The sequence below is a fragment of the Sphingomonas sp. J315 genome, assembly GCF_024666595.1.
GTDB lineage: Bacteria > Pseudomonadota > Alphaproteobacteria > Sphingomonadales > Sphingomonadaceae > Sphingomonas.
In genome coordinates this window covers 2,474,369-2,490,732 of the sequence record NZ_CP088296.1, presented here as the reverse complement: position 1 = coordinate 2,490,732, position 16,364 = coordinate 2,474,369, and the positions used below count along the sequence as shown (strand labels likewise).

General features: G+C 67.2%; 13 protein-coding genes and 3 pseudogenes. 10 read left to right on the top strand and 6 right to left on the bottom strand.

The features are described 5' to 3' along the window. The first annotated feature begins 45 nt into the window (after positions 1-45). Entirely contained in the window at positions 46-552 is a 507-nt protein-coding gene (locus tag LRS08_RS12710; RefSeq protein WP_257843346.1) for a hypothetical protein, read from the top strand. A 4-nt stretch (positions 553-556) separates the two neighbouring features. Here LRS08_RS12710 and LRS08_RS12705 read toward each other — a convergent pair whose 3' ends face one another. Continuing rightward, complete coding sequence (locus tag LRS08_RS12705; RefSeq protein WP_257843347.1) at positions 557-1,003, bottom strand: amidohydrolase family protein; 447 nt, start codon at positions 1,001-1,003, stop codon at positions 557-559. After that, complete coding sequence (locus LRS08_RS12700; RefSeq protein ID WP_257843348.1) at positions 997-1,401, bottom strand: hypothetical protein; 405 nt, start codon at positions 1,399-1,401, stop codon at positions 997-999. Before LRS08_RS12700 ends, LRS08_RS12705 begins: the two co-directional genes overlap by 7 nt. A gap of 108 nt (positions 1,402-1,509) precedes the next feature. Between LRS08_RS12700 and LRS08_RS12695 the strand changes: the two are divergent. The 8 genes and pseudogenes from LRS08_RS12695 to ftsH all read left to right on the top strand — a co-directional run bounded on the left by LRS08_RS12695 (position 1,510) and on the right by ftsH (position 10,700). Continuing rightward, positions 1,510-2,495, top strand: a pseudogene (locus tag LRS08_RS12695) (NAD(P)H-dependent flavin oxidoreductase). Positions 2,496-2,563: 68 nt separating this feature from the next. After that, positions 2,564-3,271 carry a hypothetical protein gene (locus tag LRS08_RS12690; RefSeq protein ID WP_260480798.1) on the top strand — a complete coding sequence of 236 codons (708 nt, stop codon included), beginning with the start codon at positions 2,564-2,566 and terminating at the stop codon, positions 3,269-3,271. 40 nt (positions 3,272-3,311) lie between these two features. Continuing rightward, a pseudogene (gene ptsP, locus LRS08_RS12685) lies at positions 3,312-5,598 on the top strand (phosphoenolpyruvate--protein phosphotransferase). Positions 5,599-5,691: 93 nt separating this feature from the next. Beyond that, a complete protein-coding gene (locus tag LRS08_RS20320; RefSeq protein ID WP_409456254.1) occupies positions 5,692-5,949 on the top strand; it encodes a helix-turn-helix domain-containing protein in 258 nt (85 codons plus the stop codon). Next, positions 5,924-6,643, top strand: coding sequence for a DUF4115 domain-containing protein (locus LRS08_RS12680; RefSeq protein WP_260480797.1), 720 nt, complete (start codon positions 5,924-5,926; stop codon positions 6,641-6,643). The genes LRS08_RS20320 and LRS08_RS12680 overlap by 26 nt, the downstream gene beginning before the upstream one ends. A gap of 207 nt (positions 6,644-6,850) precedes the next feature. Then, complete coding sequence (locus tag LRS08_RS12675) at positions 6,851-7,675, top strand: tetratricopeptide repeat protein (RefSeq protein ID WP_308222967.1); 825 nt, start codon at positions 6,851-6,853, stop codon at positions 7,673-7,675. Beyond that, on the top strand, positions 7,638-8,672 hold the full coding sequence (tilS, locus tag LRS08_RS12670) for a tRNA lysidine(34) synthetase TilS (protein ID WP_257843352.1): 1,035 nt from the start codon (positions 7,638-7,640) through the stop codon (positions 8,670-8,672). Before LRS08_RS12675 ends, tilS begins: the two co-directional genes overlap by 38 nt. A gap of 69 nt (positions 8,673-8,741) precedes the next feature. Then, positions 8,742-10,700 carry an ATP-dependent zinc metalloprotease FtsH gene (ftsH, locus tag LRS08_RS12665; protein ID WP_257843353.1) on the top strand — a complete coding sequence of 653 codons (1,959 nt, stop codon included), beginning with the start codon at positions 8,742-8,744 and terminating at the stop codon, positions 10,698-10,700. A 43-nt stretch (positions 10,701-10,743) separates the two neighbouring features. On the opposite strand, the gene LRS08_RS12660 is transcribed toward ftsH, so the two are convergent. The 3 genes and pseudogenes from LRS08_RS12660 to LRS08_RS12650 form a co-directional block, all read right to left on the bottom strand. Beyond that, positions 10,744-13,035 (bottom strand): J domain-containing protein, encoded by a 2,292-nt coding sequence (locus tag LRS08_RS12660; protein ID WP_257843354.1) that lies wholly within the window; start codon positions 13,033-13,035, stop codon positions 10,744-10,746. Further along, the gene (locus LRS08_RS12655) at positions 13,032-13,805 is read right to left on the bottom strand and encodes an Hsp70 family protein (RefSeq protein ID WP_260480796.1); all 774 of its coding nucleotides are present in this window, start codon (positions 13,803-13,805) and stop codon (positions 13,032-13,034) included. The genes LRS08_RS12660 and LRS08_RS12655 overlap by 4 nt, the downstream gene beginning before the upstream one ends. 112 nt (positions 13,806-13,917) lie before the next feature. After that, positions 13,918-14,733 (bottom strand): annotated as a pseudogene (locus LRS08_RS12650) (Hsp70 family protein); the annotation flags it as partial. Between the two features lie 124 nt (positions 14,734-14,857). Between LRS08_RS12650 and LRS08_RS12645 the strand changes: the two are divergent. After that, positions 14,858-15,289 carry a hypothetical protein gene (locus tag LRS08_RS12645; protein WP_257843356.1) on the top strand — a complete coding sequence of 144 codons (432 nt, stop codon included), beginning with the start codon at positions 14,858-14,860 and terminating at the stop codon, positions 15,287-15,289. Here the strand turns inward: LRS08_RS12645 and LRS08_RS12640 are convergent. Next, the gene (locus tag LRS08_RS12640; protein ID WP_260480795.1) at positions 15,237-16,301 is read right to left on the bottom strand and encodes a DUF3667 domain-containing protein; all 1,065 of its coding nucleotides are present in this window, start codon (positions 16,299-16,301) and stop codon (positions 15,237-15,239) included. The two genes, LRS08_RS12645 and LRS08_RS12640, sit on opposite strands and share 53 nt — an antisense overlap. Positions 16,302-16,364: the final 63 nt, after the last annotated feature.

Here is a 16,364-nt window from a genome sequence, read left to right as displayed (position 1 = left end):
ATCCTGCAGGATTGAACCGCGCGGCGTCTACGGCATTGTGGAGGCATGCGACTTCCGATTCTCGGCCTCATCGTGGCGCTCGCCGCCTGCTCCCCCGCCCCGGCCCCGCCCGCGAACGAGACAACAGCGCCGCCCGCGCCGATCGAATCGGTGATCCCGCCAGGCCCGACGCCTTCGCCTGCGGCAATCGAGCTCGACGCAGTGACCGAGGCGGCAGCGGGCGCACTCAAGGGCGAGTTGCGCTGCGCCTTTCTGTCGGACGCGAGCATCCTGATGCTGGTCGGCGCGGGCGATGTCGATGCCGCCAGCCGGGCCACGGCGGTCGTCATGCGGTCTGGCAAGCCGGTGCTGCTCACCGCGCGCGAGACCGGCGGGTTCGACGCGATGGCGCGGGGCGGCAGCTTTGCGGGTGAGGGGCTCACGGCGTCGATCACGCGCGGCGCAGCGCGTGAGACCGAACATGAAGGGTCGAGCCACACCGCAACGCTGTCGGTCGAGGCACCGGGTAGCGCGCCTCAGGCGATCGACGGCGTCTGGGAATGCGGACCGTGACGGATCAGTCCTTGAGTGCGAACAGCCTGCGCGCATTGCCGTAGCGGATGGCGGCACGCTCCTCCGCAGTGAGGCCCAGCCGGTCGAGCGCCGCTGCGTTCTGCTCCAGAGAGAATTGCGGATAGTCTGACCCGAGCAGGATATGGTCGATGCCGACATTCCGCATCGTCCAGACGAACTCTTCCTCGATCGGCGACTCCGCAGCCAGCGTCACCGTCGCGGAAATGTCGAAATAGATATTGTCGCCGAACAGCCCCTCGGCCGTCCGCGCCGCCTTGAGCAGGTTCCAGAAGCGGAAGCCCATCGCACCCATATGCGCGAAGATGAACCGGGTCTTGGGCGCGGACAAAGCGAGGTTGAACAGCTTCTCATTGTCGGACGGCACGATCCCGGCATTGTCCATGAGTACGACCAGTCCGGCTTCGCCCGCAGCCCGCACGACCGTCAGCACGCGCGGGTCGGCGGCATCGAACTTTGCGTGTGCGGATGGATCTTGAGCAACCTCGCCCCGCGCGCGGCGACGCGCCGCACCTCGGCCACGGCGGCCTCGCCATCATAGGGGTGGACCGTGGCGACGGGCAGCAGATTGGGGTGGCGCGCGGCGAGCGCAAGGATTCCGTCATTGCCTGCACGGATCGCATCCGGGTTTCCGGCCAGCGCCTGATTGGGACCGCCGAACCACATCGCGGCGGCGACCGGATCATGGCCGGCCGGCCGCGACTGTGCGACATAGGCGCGCAGCGACTCCTCGCCGTTCCACAGATGGACATGGCCGTCGAACGCGCGCTCCTGCGCGGTGGCCGACGTGGCGGTAGCCAGGGTGAAGGCGGCGAGAACGAGGCGGACCATGGCCGCAGCCCTAATGCGCGCATGCCGCGCTGACCAGACTTGCGGGAAGTATCGGGCGAGCGCTAGGGCGAGCACATGACCATTGGTGAAGAGCGCCTCCACCGCCGCATGGCGCGCGGCATCGAATTTCTTGGCAGCGAGACTGCGATCCTGTGCGGCGCGATGTCGTGGGTGAGCGAGCGCAACCTTGTCTCCGCCATTTCCAATGCGGGCGGCTTCGGCCTGATCGCGTGCGGCGCGATGACGCCCGAGCTGCTCGACGCCGAGATCGCCGGGACGAAGGCGCTGACCGACAAGCCGTTCGGCGTGAACCTCATCACCATGCACCCGCAGCTGTTCGATTTGATCGAGGTCTGCGCGAAGCACAACGTCACGCATATCGTGCTGGCGGGCGGCCTTCCCCCGCCGGATCGCTCGACGCGATCAAGGGCAATGGCGCCAAGCTGATCTGCTTTGCCCCCGCGCTCAGCCTCGCCAAGAAGCTGATCCGCTCGGGCGTCGATGCGCTGGTGGTCGAGGGAATGGAGGCCGGCGGCCATATCGGCCCGGTGTCGACCAGCGTGCTCGCGCAGGAAATCCTGCCCGAGGTCGCGGCGCAGGTCCCCGTGTTCGTCGCGGGCGGGATCGGCCGGGGCGAGGCGATCGCGGGCTATCTCGATATGGGCGCGGCGGGGGTCCAGCTCGGCACGCGCTTTGCCTGTGCGACCGAGAGCATCGCGCATCCGAACTTCAAGAAGGCGTTCTTCCGCGCATCGGCGCGCGACGCGGTCGCGAGCGTCCAGATCGACCCGCGTCTGCCGGTCATCCCGGTGCGCGCGCTCAAGAACGCATCTTCGGAGCTGTTCACCGCCAAGCAGCGCGAGGTCGCGCAACTGCTCGACGAGGGCAAGGTCGAGATGATGGAGGCACAGCTCCAGATCGAACATTATTGGGCGGGCGCGCTGCGCCGCGCAGTGATTGAGGGCGATGTCGATAATGGGTCGCTGATGGCGGGGCAGTCGGTCGGCATGGTCAGCAAGGAAGAACCGGTCGCGGACATTATCGCCCAGTTGATGGCCGAAGCCGCGCACGCGCTGGAGAAGCGCGCGGCCTGAACCGCCCTAACCCGTCTTAACCATCGCCCTTAAGCGCGATTTGACGCTGCCGCGTGCATGGGAGAGCGATGGTCCGGACCTCGCTCCCGCTCGCTGTCGCGTTCATCGCCCTGCCGCTTGCCGCCTGCTCGAGCAGTGGCGACAACCCCGGGGTTGCCGCGCCGCTGCCCGTGCCGGACGCCCCCACCGTCGTGCGCAGGGCCGCACCGACTCCACCCGATGGTGCGGCAGCCGGACTTGCCATTCCGGCGAGGCTTGCCGAGCGGACCTACGCGACGCCGAACCACGGCGTCCCGCACTTTGCCGCCGCCTGGCATCTGCGCGTTGCGTTCAATGTCGCGGCGCTCAACTGCGCGGATCCCGCGATCGCGTCCGCATATAATCGCGTCCTCCACACCCATCGGCGCGAGCTGGATGCGGCGCACCGCCGCGTCGCGGCCATGCATGGCGGTGATTTCGACCGGGCAATGACCCGGCTTTACAACTACTTTGCCCAGCCCCCCGTGCTGCCGCAATTCTGTTCTATCGCATCAGACATGGCGCAAGAGGCGGCGAGCTGGCCAGCATCCAGCCTTGCCGAGACCGCCCCGGACGCGCTGGCACGGATCGACCAGCCGTATCACGCATTCTACGCGCGCTACGATGCCTATCGCGTCGCGCTCATTGCGTGGCGCAGCGGCGTCCCGGCTGCAACGCCGAAACTGGCCTATGACGGCGGCGCGCTCGCTGGAGACACGCGCGTGACCGGAGGCAGCGTGACGCTCGCCGCGCGCTGAATTTCTTGGCGCTTTGGGGACGATCTGATAGCGCCACCTTATGCCCGTTTCCGCCGCCGCCTCCGCCCGTGAGATCCTGACGCGGTTGCACGACGTGATGGCGTCGCGCACCCCCGCCCAGTCCAAGCTGAACGCGGTGGTCGAGATCATCGGGGAGTCGCTGCGCAGCGAAGTCTGTTCGATTTATTTGCTGCGCGAAGGCGTGCTGGAGCTGTTCGCCACCCGCGGCCTCGCGCAGGCGGCGGTGCACGTCACCAAGCTCGCGCTCGGCGAAGGTCTGGTCGGCACGATCGCCAAGAATGTCGAGACTCTGAACCTGGACGAGGCCGCATCCCACCCCGATTTCGCCTATCGCCCCGAAACGGGCGAGGAACAGTTTCACAGCTTTGCCGGCGTGCCGATCATCCGCAAGGAGCGCGCGGTCGGGGTGCTCGCGGTGCAGCATGCCGATCCGCGCAAATATGAAGAGGTGGAGATCGAGGCGCTGCAGACCGTCGCGATGGTGTTGTCGGAGCTGATCGCCAATGCCGGGCTGATCGACAGCGCCGACGCCAGCGCAGGCGGTTCGACCCGCGCCCAGCCGACTGCGACCGCGCGCATTGCGGGGTTCAAGCTGGTCGAGGGGATGGCGGCGGGTGCCGCTGTCTTCCACCAGCCGCGCATCACCATCGAGCATACCGTGGCCGAGGATACCGAGGCCGAGCGCCACCGCGTCTATGCCGCGTTCGACAAGATGCGCGAGCAGATCGACCGCATGACCAGCCAGGCCGAGTTCGGCGTCGGCGGGGAGCATGAGGAGATCCTCGAGACCTACAAGATGTTCGCCTATGACGAGGGCTGGGGCCGTCGCATCAATGAGGCGATCGACAGCGGCCTGACCGCCGAAGCGGCGATCGAGCGCGTTCAGCAGCGCACGCGGATGCGGATGCGGCAGATCGACGATCCGCTGCTGCGCGAACGGATGCACGATCTGGAGGATCTGTCCAACCGGTTGCTGCGGATCGTGTCGGGGCAGTTGGGGACCGCAGCGCAGCTGGGCCTCAGGCAGGATTCGATCCTGATCGCGCGCAATCTAGGCCCAGCCGAACTGCTCGAATATGACCGCCGCCGGTTGAAGGGCGTGATCCTCGAAGAAGGCTCGCTGACAGCCCATGTGACCATCGTGGCACGGGCGATGGGGGTGCCGGTGCTCGGCCGGGTCAAGGATATCCGCCGTCTGGTCGCGGAGGGCGACCGATTGCTGCTCGACGTCACCGAAGAGTCCGTCGTGGTGCGCCCGACCAGCGCAATGGAAGAGGTGTTCGAGGCGAAGCTGCTCATCACGCAGAAACGCCGCGCCGTATTTGCCGCGATGCGCAACCTCGCGCCGGAAACCCGCGACGGCCACCGCGTGACGGTGATGGTCAATGCGGGGCTGCGCGACGATGTCGCCGCGCTCGACCTGACCGGGGCCGACGGGATCGGCCTGTTCCGCACCGAATTCCAGTTCCTGGTTTCCGCCACCCTCCCCCAGCGCGAGGGGCAGAAGCGCCTGTATCGCGACGTGCTGGAGGCTGCGGGCGACCGTCCGGTCATCTTCCGCACGGTCGATATCGGCGGCGACAAGGCGCTCCCCTATCTCGACCATGACGAAAATGGCGAGGAAGAGAACCCCGCGATGGGCTGGCGCGCGCTGCGGCTGGCGCTCGAGCGCGAAGGGTTGATGAAGGTGCAGGCGCGCGCGCTGCTCGAAGCGGCGGCGGGCCGGACGCTGAGCGTCATGTTCCCGATGGTGTCGGAGCCGTGGGAGTTCGAACAGGCGCGCGCGATCTTCGAGGCGCAGCGCGCCTGGCTGGAGGCACGCGGTCACAAATTGCCGCTTCAGGTCCGCTATGGCGCGATGCTGGAAGTGCCGGCACTGGCCGAGGTGCTCGACATCTTGCTGCCCCAGCTCGACTTCCTGTCGATCGGCACCAACGACCTGACCCAGTTCCTGTTCGCGGCCGACCGCGCACATCCCAAACTGGCCGTCCGGTACGACTGGCTGTCCCCCTCGATCCTCCGCTTCCTGCGCCGCGTCGCGCGGGGAGGCGCATGCCGCGAACGTGCCAATCGCGGTGTGCGGCGAGATGGGCGGGCGGCCGCTGGAGGCGATGGCGCTGATCGGTCTGGGGATCGACCGGCTGTCGATTACCCCGGCTGCGGTTGGGCCAGTCAAGGCGATGGTGCGCAGCCTGGACCACGCCGCCCTGGGCAAGGCGATGGAGACATTGCTCGCGACACCGCCGCGCGACATGCGTGGCGCGCTCGAAAGCTGGGCCGAAGCGCATGGCGTCGAGCTTGCCTGAGCGAAAAGCCACGGATTTCCGGTAGTGCGCACGTTGACACTCCTTTAAGGAGTGCAGCAACGTGCGCGCATAACTGACACCGGAGGGAATTGAATGGACGGCGAACCGGGCGACACCCCGAACCTGTTTCCGGTGAAGGTCGGGGAAAAGTTGCGCGACGCCCGGCTGGCGGCGGGATTGGAGCTGGCCGACATCGCCGGTCGCACCCGCGTGCCGCAGCGACACCTCGCCGCGATCGAGGCGTCGGACTATTCGGGCCTGCCGTCCCCCCACTTATGCCGTCGGCTTCGTAAAAGCCTATGCCCGCGCGGTCGGGGCGGACGAGGTGGCGCTGGCCCGCGAGCTGCGTGAGGAAACCTCCGCCACCTTCGCCGCGCGCGAAGTCTATGAAAGCTACGACCCCGAGGATCCGGTGCGCGAGCCGCCGAGCGGCCTTGCCTGGGCCGGGGCGATCGTGGCGGTGCTGCTGCTTGGCGCGGTTGGACTGTGGTACGGAACCGACTTGTTCCGCGGGGGCACGACCGTCGCGCCCGATCCGACACCGTCCGCCCTCGCGACGCCCGACGCAGCTCCGACCGCAGCCGCAACCCCGGCGAGCGGAGGTCAGGTCACGCTGATCGCGACGCAGCCGGTGTGGCTGCGTATATATGACGCTGCAGGAACGCGGCTGTACGAAAAGGAAATGGCCACGGGCGAGCGCTATGACGTGCCCGCCGATGCCAAGGGTCCGATGATCAATGTCGGTCGTCCGGAAGCGGTGCAGGTGACGATCGACGGGGTCGAGGTCGCTTCGCTCGGACGTCCCGGCGTTGCGATCAAGGATGTGCCGATCAGCGCCGACGCGCTGCGCGCCCGGGGCCAGCCGACGGAGGCGGCGACGCCTGTTCCGACCCCGACCCCCACGCCTGCTGCACAGCGCTCGCCTGCTGCGCGGCTCAACCCCGCGCCGACGCGCAGCCCGGCGGCTCGGCCGACCGCCGTCGCGCCTGCACCGGTCGCGCAGCCGACGCCGTCACCGGTCGCGACCGCGACGCCGGATGCTTAAGGCTGGGGTCAGCATCGGCAGCACAGTGAATGATGCTATATTGGATCGAGCGAAGCGTATCGCGGGTGGGGAATGACATGCGGTTTCTGAACAAGAGTGCGGCGATGGCGGTGGTGCTGGCGGGGATGGCGTCGATCGCCCTCCCGGTGGCGGCGCAGACCAGCCGCGAGGGGGATCGAGGGCCGGATCGACCGGCTGGAGCGAGAGATGCGCGCGGTGCAGCGCAAGGTGTTTCCGGGCGGCGCGGGCCAGACGGTCGAGCCCCAGATCACGGCACCCCAGCAAAGCGGCGGCGCGCCGGGCACCCCGGCGAGCGGCGTGGTCACCGACCTGACCGCGCGGGTCAATGCGCTCGAATCGCAGCAATCCGCGTTGACGGGCCAGATCGAGCAGACTCAATATCGCCTGCGCCAGCTGGAGGAAGCGTTCACGGCCTATAAGCGCTCGACCGACGCGCGGTTGAAGGCGCTGGAGGACGGCGCATCGGCGGTCGGCGGGACGGCCCCGGTCACCGGGATCGGCCCGACGACAGGTGCGACCCCGCGTCCGACGACACCACGCCCGACCACCCCGGCCCCGACCACCAGCGCACCCGCGCCGACAACCCCGGTAGCCGGAGTCGAACGGCCCAGCACCGACGACGCGGCCGAGGACGCTTATGTTTATGGCTTCCGCCTGTGGCAGGCGAAGCAATATGACAAGGCGATCGTCGAGCTGCGCAGCGTGGTACAGAAGCATCCCAAGCATCGCCGCGCCAGCTATGCGCAGAACCTGCTCGGCCGCGCGCTGCTCGATCAGGGCAAGCCCGCGCTCGCCGCGACTGCCTTCTTCGAAAACTACCAGAAAATGCCCAATGGCGAGCGCGCGCCGGACTCGCTCTATTATCTCGCCCAGGCGCTGGTGAAGATGAAGAAGCCGGCGAGCGAGGTCTGCAAGGTCTATGACGAGCTGACCCAGGTCTATGGCGACCGCCTCTCCGAAGCGATGAAGATGGATGTCGCCACCGGCCGTTCCGCCAGCAAGTGCCGCTGACGCGCTGAACCCGCTCGACCCGGCGTGGGTCGAGCGGTTTCGGGCGGATTTCGATAATCTATGCGTCCGCGCGTTCGACGGCGCGCTCGCCGAGGACGCACGGATCGCGCTGGCGGTGTCGGGCGGTGCGGACAGCATGGCGATGCTGCTGCTCGCGAGCGCCGCTTTTCCCGGTCGCGTCGTCGCGGCGACGGTCGATCACGGATTGCGCCCCGAGGCAGCGGACGAGGCCGCGATGGTCGCGGAGGTCTGCGCGCAACTCGGCGTCCCCCACGCCACGCTCACCCCCGCCGAGCCGATCAGCGGGAGCAGTTTGCAGGGTCAGGCGCGCGCGGCACGCTATGCCGCGTTGTTCGCGTGGATGCGACAGGCCGATGCCCTCCTGCTGCTCACCGCCCACCATGCCGACGATCAGGCCGAAACGCTGCTGATGCGGCTCAACCGCGCGTCGGGGGTGGCGGGGCTGAGCGGCATTCGCCCCGTGCGACATGGCGAATTTCCGGTGCTGCGCCCGCTGCTCGAATGGCGGCGCGACAGCCTTCGCGCGATCGTCGCGGCGGCGGGCACTGTTTGGGTCGACGATCCCAGCAACGCCGACTTGCATCATGACCGCACCCGGTTTCGCGAGCTGCTGGCCAGCCAGACCCTGCTCGATCCGGCTGCGCTGGCCCGGTCCGTCGCCCACATCGCCGAGACCAATGCCGCGCTCGACGCACTGGTCGCGCAGTTCTGGGCGGAGCGCTGGGATGATCGCGGCGCGACGCTACGCGCACGGGATCTGCCGCGCGAAGTCCAGCGCCGCCTGGTGCGACAGGCGGTTCGCGCCACACGCGACCGGCACCACATCGCGTTCCCGCTGTTCACCGATTCGACCAATATCGAATCGCTGCTCGACGCACTCGCGCGCGATGCCGGGGCCACCCAGGCGGGGGTTCAGGCGACCGCAAAGGGCGAAATCTGGCATTTCCGCTCCGCCCCACCGCGTCGATCACTCTGATCGAAGCTGTTCCATTGCCATTAACCTGCGACCGCCTATCTTGTGGGCTGAGGAAGGTGCATTCGACAGATGAGCGACGACAACAAGACCCCCGGCCCCGACAATAACGGCAATCCGTGGATGAAGAGCCTGCTGGTGTGGGTCGGCATCCTGGCCGCGCTGGCGCTGTTCGTCAGCATGTTCGGCGCGCCGAGCAGCACAACGGCGGGCACGACGATCGCCTATTCCGAATTCCTCGACAATGTCGAGCAGGGCAAGGTCAAGGACGTCAATGTCGCGGGCAGCGTCATCACCGGTACGCTCGACAATGATTCGAAGTTCCGCACCAACGCCGTTGCCAATCCCGACCTGATCCCGACGCTGCGCAAGCAGGGCGTGACGATCAGCGCGCGGCCCGAGGAAGGCCCGTCGATCTGGCAATATGTGCTGGTTCAGGCGCTGCCGTTCCTGCTGTTCCTCGGCATCGCCTTCTTCGTGCTGCGCCAGATGCAGAAGGGCTCGGGCTCCGGCGCAATGGGCTTTGGCAAGTCGCGCGCGAAATTGCTGACCCAGAAGGAAGGCAAGGTTACCTTCGACGACGTCGCGGGCATCGACGAAGCGCGCGAAGAGCTGGAGGAGGTCGTCGAGTTCCTCAAGGATCCGACCAAATTCGCCCGCCTCGGCGGCAAGATTCCCAAGGGCGCGCTGCTGGTCGGCTCGCCCGGTACTGGCAAGACGCTGCTCGCCCGTGCGATCGCGGGTGAGGCGGGCGTGCCGTTCTTCACCATCTCCGGCTCGGACTTTGTCGAGATGTTCGTCGGCGTCGGCGCAAGCCGCGTGCGCGACATGTTCGAACAGGCCAAGAAGAGCGCGCCGTGCATCGTCTTCATCGACGAAATCGACGCGGTCGGCCGCCATCGCGGCGCGGGCCTGGGCAATGGCAATGACGAGCGCGAGCAGACGCTGAACCAGCTGCTGGTCGAAATGGACGGCTTCGAGGCGAATGAGGGCATCATCATCGTCGCGGCGACCAACCGTCCCGATGTGCTCGATCCCGCGCTGCTGCGTCCGGGCCGCTTCGACCGTCAGGTGGTCGTGCCCCGCCCGGATATCGAGGGTCGCGTGAAGATCCTCCAGGTTCACATGAAGAAGGTGCCGCTGGCCCCCGATGTCGACGCGCGCACCATCGCGCGCGGCACGCCGGGCTTCTCCGGCGCCGACCTCGCCAACCTCGTCAACGAAGCCGCGCTGATGGCCGCGCGCAAGGGCAAGCGCCTCGTCGCGATGAGCGAGTTTGAGGATGCCAAGGACAAGGTGATGATGGGTGCCGAGCGGCGCTCGATGGTGATGACCGACGACGAGAAGCGGATGACCGCCTATCACGAGGCCGGCCACGCGATCGTGTCGCTGCACGAACCGGCGTCGGACCCGATCCACAAGGCGACGATCATCCCGCGCGGCCGTGCACTGGGCATGGTGATGCGCCTGCCCGAGCGGGACAGCTATTCGTATCACCGCGACAAGATGTACGCGAACCTTGCCGTCGCGATGGGCGGCCGCGTCGCCGAGGAAGTGATCTTCGGCTATGACAAGGTCTCGTCGGGCGCGAGCGGCGACATCCAGTACGCCACCGGCCTGGCGCGCGACATGATCACGAAGTGGGGCATGTCGGACAAGCTCGGCCCGGTCGAATATTCGCAGCCCGAAGGCGAGAGCTTCCTCGGCTATTCGGCGTCGCAGCCGCGGCATATGTCGAACGAGACCCAGCAGCTGATCGACGCCGAGATCAAGGCGACGGTCGAGGGCGGCCTCAAGCGCGCGCGCGACGTGCTGACCGAGCATATCGACCAGCTCCACACGCTGGCCGGCGCGCTGCTCGAGTACGAGACGCTGTCGGGCGAGGAGATCAAGAATCTTCTCAGCGACGGCGATATCGGGCGTCCCGATCCGTCGTCGAGCAAGGGCCCGGTCGGCGTCGCGGGAACGTCGATCCCCAAGACGCGGCGTCCCAAAGGTCCGTTCGGCAACCCGGCTCCGCAGGGGGCGTGACGGTTCGCCCATCCTCCCCCGTCAGGGGGAGGATGGCGACTCCCTATTTCTTCTCTGACTTCGGAGCGGCCCGCGCGATCAGCGTGGGCCGCATTGTCTTGGCGATGTCGGCATCGTCCTGCGCGACCAGCGCCTCCATCATCGCGATCCGTGCTTCGCATTTCGCCACCGGATCGCTGCCATCGAGCGCCCTGGCGAAGCGATCCGCCGCCGCCGCATCGCCATTGGCGGCGATGCGCAGCAGCTCGATTGCCTTGATCTCCCGACCCGTGGTCAAGCCGCGAATATCAGCCGGCTTGCTCGCGGCCACCCGCAGCGCATGCGCATAATGCCGCTCGCGCAGCGGCTTGCTCAGCACGGGCTCGGCGACACCCGGTTCGCCCGCACAGGCACGCGGACTAGCGCTGCGATCTTCGCGCAGCCGGGCGAGGCGGATATCCATCTCAGCCGCGATCAATGACGCCGGCGCGAGCGCGAGCCGTTTCCGATAGGCGGCGTTGACCAGCCGGTCGATCTCCTGCGACCCCTTGTAAAAATCACGCGACCCGTCCGCCATCCCCTTCCGGACAGCTGCGACCGCCGCGTAGAGTTCGGGATTGCCGGTCTTCACCGCGCGAAAGCCCGGCTCGGCCGCCTCCAGCGCCATCATCGGATCGGCGGGAACCACCGAAATCGGCGGGGGCAGACCGTTGCCGCCCGGCTTGTCCGGAACCGACAATATGGCGGCGACCACCAGCATCGCCCAGAGCAGCATGTTGGCTAGCGACGCGACCCCGTCGCCGCGCCCATTGGGGTCGCCGGCACGCAGCCCGCTCATCAGCACGAGGCCCGTACACGCCGCCGCGCCCCATGGGATCAGCGGCGTCCCCGGCATCCAGTCACTTCGCATGACCGCCGCGACGATCAGCGCAAGCAACAGTCCCAGCGCGATCAGGATCGGGCGTGGCGCGATCAGCTGCGCGATCGCCGTGCGCGCCGACAGGCCGACCAGCCCGCTCGATGCCGCAAACACCAGCACCAGCGCCTGTTCCTCGACCCGCATAGCGGCAAAGGCCGGGCCGACGAACGCGCCGACGACCCCGAGCATGATCACCCGCCGCCACGGCACGCCGCCACCGCCTTCGCTCCCGTCGAGCACGAAGATGGTCAGCGCCAGGGTAAAGGCCGATGCGGCGATTCCTGCCGCGACCCATGGGCTCAGCGGCAGGCCGATCGCCGTCAGCGTAACCACAAGCCACAGCCCGAACCGCCAGCCAAAACCCGCGGGCGTCGCCGCCAGCCCCTGCCCGCGCCGCCAGCGCAGCGGGGTGACGAAGCGCCAATGGAGGATCGCAAGCACGACCCCCACAGATCCCGCCGCCGCCGCGCCCCACAGACGCAGCGCCGGGGTCGCGCCGACCAGCGCGAACAGCCCCGCCGCCAGCGTGCCGATCAGCAGCAGCGAAAGCTCGGCAAACCCAAAGCGCGGCGCGTCGAGATGCGCGCGCCACCAGTCCGCCGCCTTGGGGTGGAAGCTGTGCGCGATCCCCGGCACCTCATAATCGGCAAGGTCGAAGAGCTGGCGAATTTGCCCGGCGATACCGGGACGCAGCGCCACAATCCGCCTGCGCCAGCCGGGTGCCTTGCCGTCGATCAGCGCGCGCCAGCCCGCGCCCAGCCCGTGATCGCCACGTCCGAACGACGCGATCAGCCGCCATTCGTCCAGCCGTGCCCGCAGCGACCACACGGCGGGCGGGTGGTTGCCCTCCGCTTCCCAGCCGAATGCCGCCATCGCTGGTTGCAGGATCGCGTCGCTGCGCGGGATGGTGTCGGCGATCAGCGCGGCGAGGCGGTATTCGGTGCGCGCGCGCCGATCGATCTCCATCAGCGCGGGGGTGCCCATCACTGCGTCGAACGTGGCGCGCAGTGCCTCGCGATCCTTGAACCACGGCCCGCGCAGCCCGGCATCAAGTTCGCCGAGCAGCCGTTCAAGTTCGGCGGCTTCAGCCGCGCGTGTCGCTTCGAACGGGTCGGGCGGAACCGAAGATGCCGGTGGCGCATCGGGCGGTAGCGGCAGCGCAGGTTCGAATGCCTCGGGTTCGTCGACGGCGACAAGGACAGGAACCGGATCGTCAGCGGACGGCTCGACCTCCGCCTCTTCCTCCGCGTCATCCCAATCGTCGAAATACTGATATTCAACCCAGCGCAGCGCCTGTTCATAGGCTTCGCGCAGCGCCATGAATCCCTTGGCGTCGTCCTCGGGATTGGTGGTCTTGAGCTTGGCGGCATAGGCGCGGCGGATGGTCGCGCGGTCGCTCCCGCGCGGCACGCCGAGCACCTGCCACCATTGCTTCACAGAAAGGTCTCGCCCTCAAGCTGGTCGAGCGCGGCGTGGAGTTCCTTGCGCGCGGTCTCGATCGTGCGCGGATCCTGTGTCTCCAGCGCGGCGGCAAAGCGCGACATCGCCTCCCCCACCCAGTAACGCTGCTCGCCCAGGAAATTCTCGTAGCATTTTTCGCCGCGCGCGATCGCCGCCTTGTTCTCCGCCTCGTCGCGCGGATGTACCTTGAGCCCCGCCAGTGCCGCCCGCGCCTTTTCCAGGGCGGCCGGGTCCGCGACATTGCCGTCGTTGATCGTCAGGCTGACCGTCTCCCCGGTCTGCGGCACGACGATATCGACCTCCAGCAGGCCGGAGATGTCGTATGAAAAGCGCACATCGACCGCCTGCCCCGCTGCCGCGCGCGGTACCTGTACCGTCGTTCGCCCGATCTCGACATTGTCGCGGACCAGCCGTGCCTCGCCCTGGAAGATGCCGAATTCCACCTTGGTCTGGTTGTCGTGCATCGTGCTGAATGTGTGCATCCGGCTTGCCGGGATGACCGTGCCGCGTTCGATGATCGGCGCGAACAACCCGTCCTCGATCCCGCCGCCTGGCAAGCGCCGGGCGACCTCCACCCCAAGCGAATAAGGGCAGACATCGGTGACGACCACCTCGTTGAGCGCCGAGTCCCGCGACTTCAGCCCCGCCTGCACCGCCGCGCCCAGCGCCACCGCCTCGTCCGGGTTCACCGTCGCATTGGGAAAGCGACCGAACATCCGCGTTACCGCGCTGCGCACCACCGGCATCCGCGTCGCGCCGCCGATCAGGATGATTTCGGACAGCTCCGCGCTCTTGATCCCCAGAATCGCGCATCGACCGCAGCACGGGTTCGCGCAGCCGGTCGATCAGCGGCTTGGCCGCTACCTCGAACATCGCGGTGGTGACGGTGTGGCGATATTCGGCATCGTTCCACACGATCCGCATCTCCGCCTCACCCGTACTGCTCAGCGTGCGGCGTGCGCGTTCGGCGGCTTCGCGCAGTTTCTGGTGCAGCGCATCGTCGCCGCGCCCGGCATCGCCGAATTCGCCGGCATGCGCGTCGCGCATCAGGCTCACCAGCAGCTCGTTGAAATCCTCGCCGCCCAGATGATTGTCGCCGGTCGAGGCGCGCACCTCGATAATGCCTTCGAAAATCTCGACGATCGACACGTCGAACGTGCCGCCGCCCAGGTCGAAGACCAGGAAGCGCGATTCATCGGCGAGCTGATGGATGCCGTATGCGAGCGCGGCGGCGGTCGGTTCGTTGACCAGCCGCTCGACCTTCAGCCCCGCCAGTTCGCCCGCGCGGTGCGTCGCCTTGCGCTGCTTGTCGTTGAAATAGGCGGGGACGGTGATCACCGCCTCGGTCACTTCCTGCTTGAGGAACTCCTCGGCATCGGCCTTGAGGCTGCGCAGGATCAGCGCCGACAATTCCTCGGGCGCGAAGCTGCGCTTGCCCAGCTTCGTCGTGCGCTGGGTACCCATATAGCGTTTGAATGCGGTGGCCGTGACGTCAGGATGGCTCGCCATCCGCTCGCGCGCCGCAAGCCCGGTAATGACGTCGCCATTGGCGTCGATGCTGACCGCCGACGGGGTCAACATATGACCGAGCCGGTTGGGGATCAGCTCCGCCGCTCCATCACGAAAGACCGCCGCGGCACTGTTCGTGGTGCCGAGGTCGATACCGATAATCATGTTACACAATCCCCCGTCGAATCGGTGGAACTCTAACGGGCAGAGCGCCGCTGTGAAGCTGACGAATTCATATGGCGTTCAAGCCGCTTGTCGTGTTTCTTCGCCGGATCGAGGGAGGATGCGGATGCGGGCGATGGTGGCGGTATTGGCGGGGGCGGCGCTGCTCCTTCCGGTAAGTGCGCAGGCGATGAGTGTCGCCGAGTTCCTGGCCAGGGCGAATGCGCTCAAGGCCAAGGGGTTTCTCGCGCTCGGCTCCCCTGACATCAAGCTGCTGAAGGGCGAGATGGAGGGTGTCGCCACCGCCTATCGCGCCGACATCGTCGCCGCGCGTCAAGCAGGGCGCACGCCGCACAGCTGCCCCCCGCCCAAGGGCAAGGCCAATATCGGCAGCAAGGAACTGCTCGCCGAGTTCAGAATCGATTCCCGCCGCCCAACGCGGCATGAGCGTCAAATCCGCCTTCTACGCCATGATGAAGAAGCGCTATCCCTGTCGAGGCTGAGGTTCAGCCCAGCAACCCCAGGCCCAGCAGCAGCAGGGCGAACAAGGTCACAATAATGCTGATGAACACCAGCAGCGCAAAGGTACGCAGCAGCGCCTTCCACGCTGGCTGGCGATAGGCGCCCTTGAGCTGGAAGAAGATATGCACCGGCGGCGCGAACATCGCGACCGACGCGATCACATCGCGCGGCACACCCAGGGCCGACCCGATCATCAGCGCGATGAACAGCAGCGACATGAACGCGAGCGAATAGGTGACAAAGACCGCATGGTCATATCCCTTGAACCGCGGTCGCCACAGGAACAGCGCCCATACGAACGGGATCGACAGGGGAATCAGCGCCCAGCTGAATTTGTAGCTGTTCGTCTGGAGCTTGTAGAGCGCGAGACCGGGGTTCCGCTCCATCTTCTCGATCCCCTTGTCGAGCCGCGGCCAGCCGGTCTTGAGCCCGGAGGGCAGGCCGGTGCGACCGCTCAAGGTCGTCGGTATGCGGTTGAGCTCCTCAAGATCGGTGGACAATTTGTCGATCTTCTTGTCGAGTGCCTTGGCACGCTCACTCCCGGTTTCCGCCTTCGCCCGCGATGCGCGCGCAGCGTTGAGCGATTCCTCGGTATTCTTGCGCGCGAACTGAAGGCCGCTCTCGAACTGCGCGGTGGTGCCGACCTCCGCTGGCGGTGACACGCCCATGATCTGCAGCACCGCGAACATCGTGAAGACCGAAAACAGGAACATCGCCATCGGCGACACGAAATGCGCGCGCTCGCCGAAGATGTAGCGGCGGGTCAGCTCGCCCGGGCGAAAGGCGAGAAGGGGAAGCGTGTTCCACAATTTGCCCTCGAAATGGACGACGCCGTGCAGGATTTCGTGCCAGATCGCCCCGATCGTGCGGTGGACATGCCCGACCTGTCCGCAGCGATGGCAATGCGGCCCAACCAGCTGCGTCCCGCAATTCAGGCAGATTCCGGGGCCGTGATCGCCGCCCTCGCCATGCGATCGCTCGACCGCGCGGCCGAACAGCGTGCCCGTGACCAGATCCCCGGCTGCGTCGAATTCCCCCATGAAGCTCATCTATCAGCTTGGAAAAGCCCGCGCGATAGGGACTTTGCAGCTGCAGCATGATAGCGCGGTGCG

Excerpts from the sequence above, each read along its gene's own strand:
- LRS08_RS12710 (WP_257843346.1), top strand. The coding sequence starts at position 46 with ATGCGACTTCCGATTCTCGGCCTCATCGTGGCGCTCGCCGCCTGCTCC.
- LRS08_RS12700 (WP_257843348.1), bottom strand. The coding sequence starts at position 1,401 with ATGGTCCGCCTCGTTCTCGCCGCCTTCACCCTGGCTACCGCCACGTCG.
- LRS08_RS12690 (WP_260480798.1), top strand. The coding sequence starts at position 2,564 with ATGGTCCGGACCTCGCTCCCGCTCGCTGTCGCGTTCATCGCCCTGCCG.
- LRS08_RS20320 (WP_409456254.1), top strand. The coding sequence starts at position 5,692 with ATGGACGGCGAACCGGGCGACACCCCGAACCTGTTTCCGGTGAAGGTC.
- LRS08_RS12675 (WP_308222967.1), top strand. The coding sequence starts at position 6,851 with ATGCGCGCGGTGCAGCGCAAGGTGTTTCCGGGCGGCGCGGGCCAGACG.
- tilS (WP_257843352.1), top strand. The coding sequence starts at position 7,638 with ATGTCGCCACCGGCCGTTCCGCCAGCAAGTGCCGCTGACGCGCTGAAC.
- ftsH (WP_257843353.1), top strand. The coding sequence starts at position 8,742 with ATGAGCGACGACAACAAGACCCCCGGCCCCGACAATAACGGCAATCCG.
- LRS08_RS12655 (WP_260480796.1), bottom strand. The coding sequence starts at position 13,805 with ATGCCGGTGGTGCGCAGCGCGGTAACGCGGATGTTCGGTCGCTTTCCC.
- LRS08_RS12645 (WP_257843356.1), top strand. The coding sequence starts at position 14,858 with ATGCGGGCGATGGTGGCGGTATTGGCGGGGGCGGCGCTGCTCCTTCCG.
- LRS08_RS12640 (WP_260480795.1), bottom strand. The coding sequence starts at position 16,301 with ATGAGCTTCATGGGGGAATTCGACGCAGCCGGGGATCTGGTCACGGGC.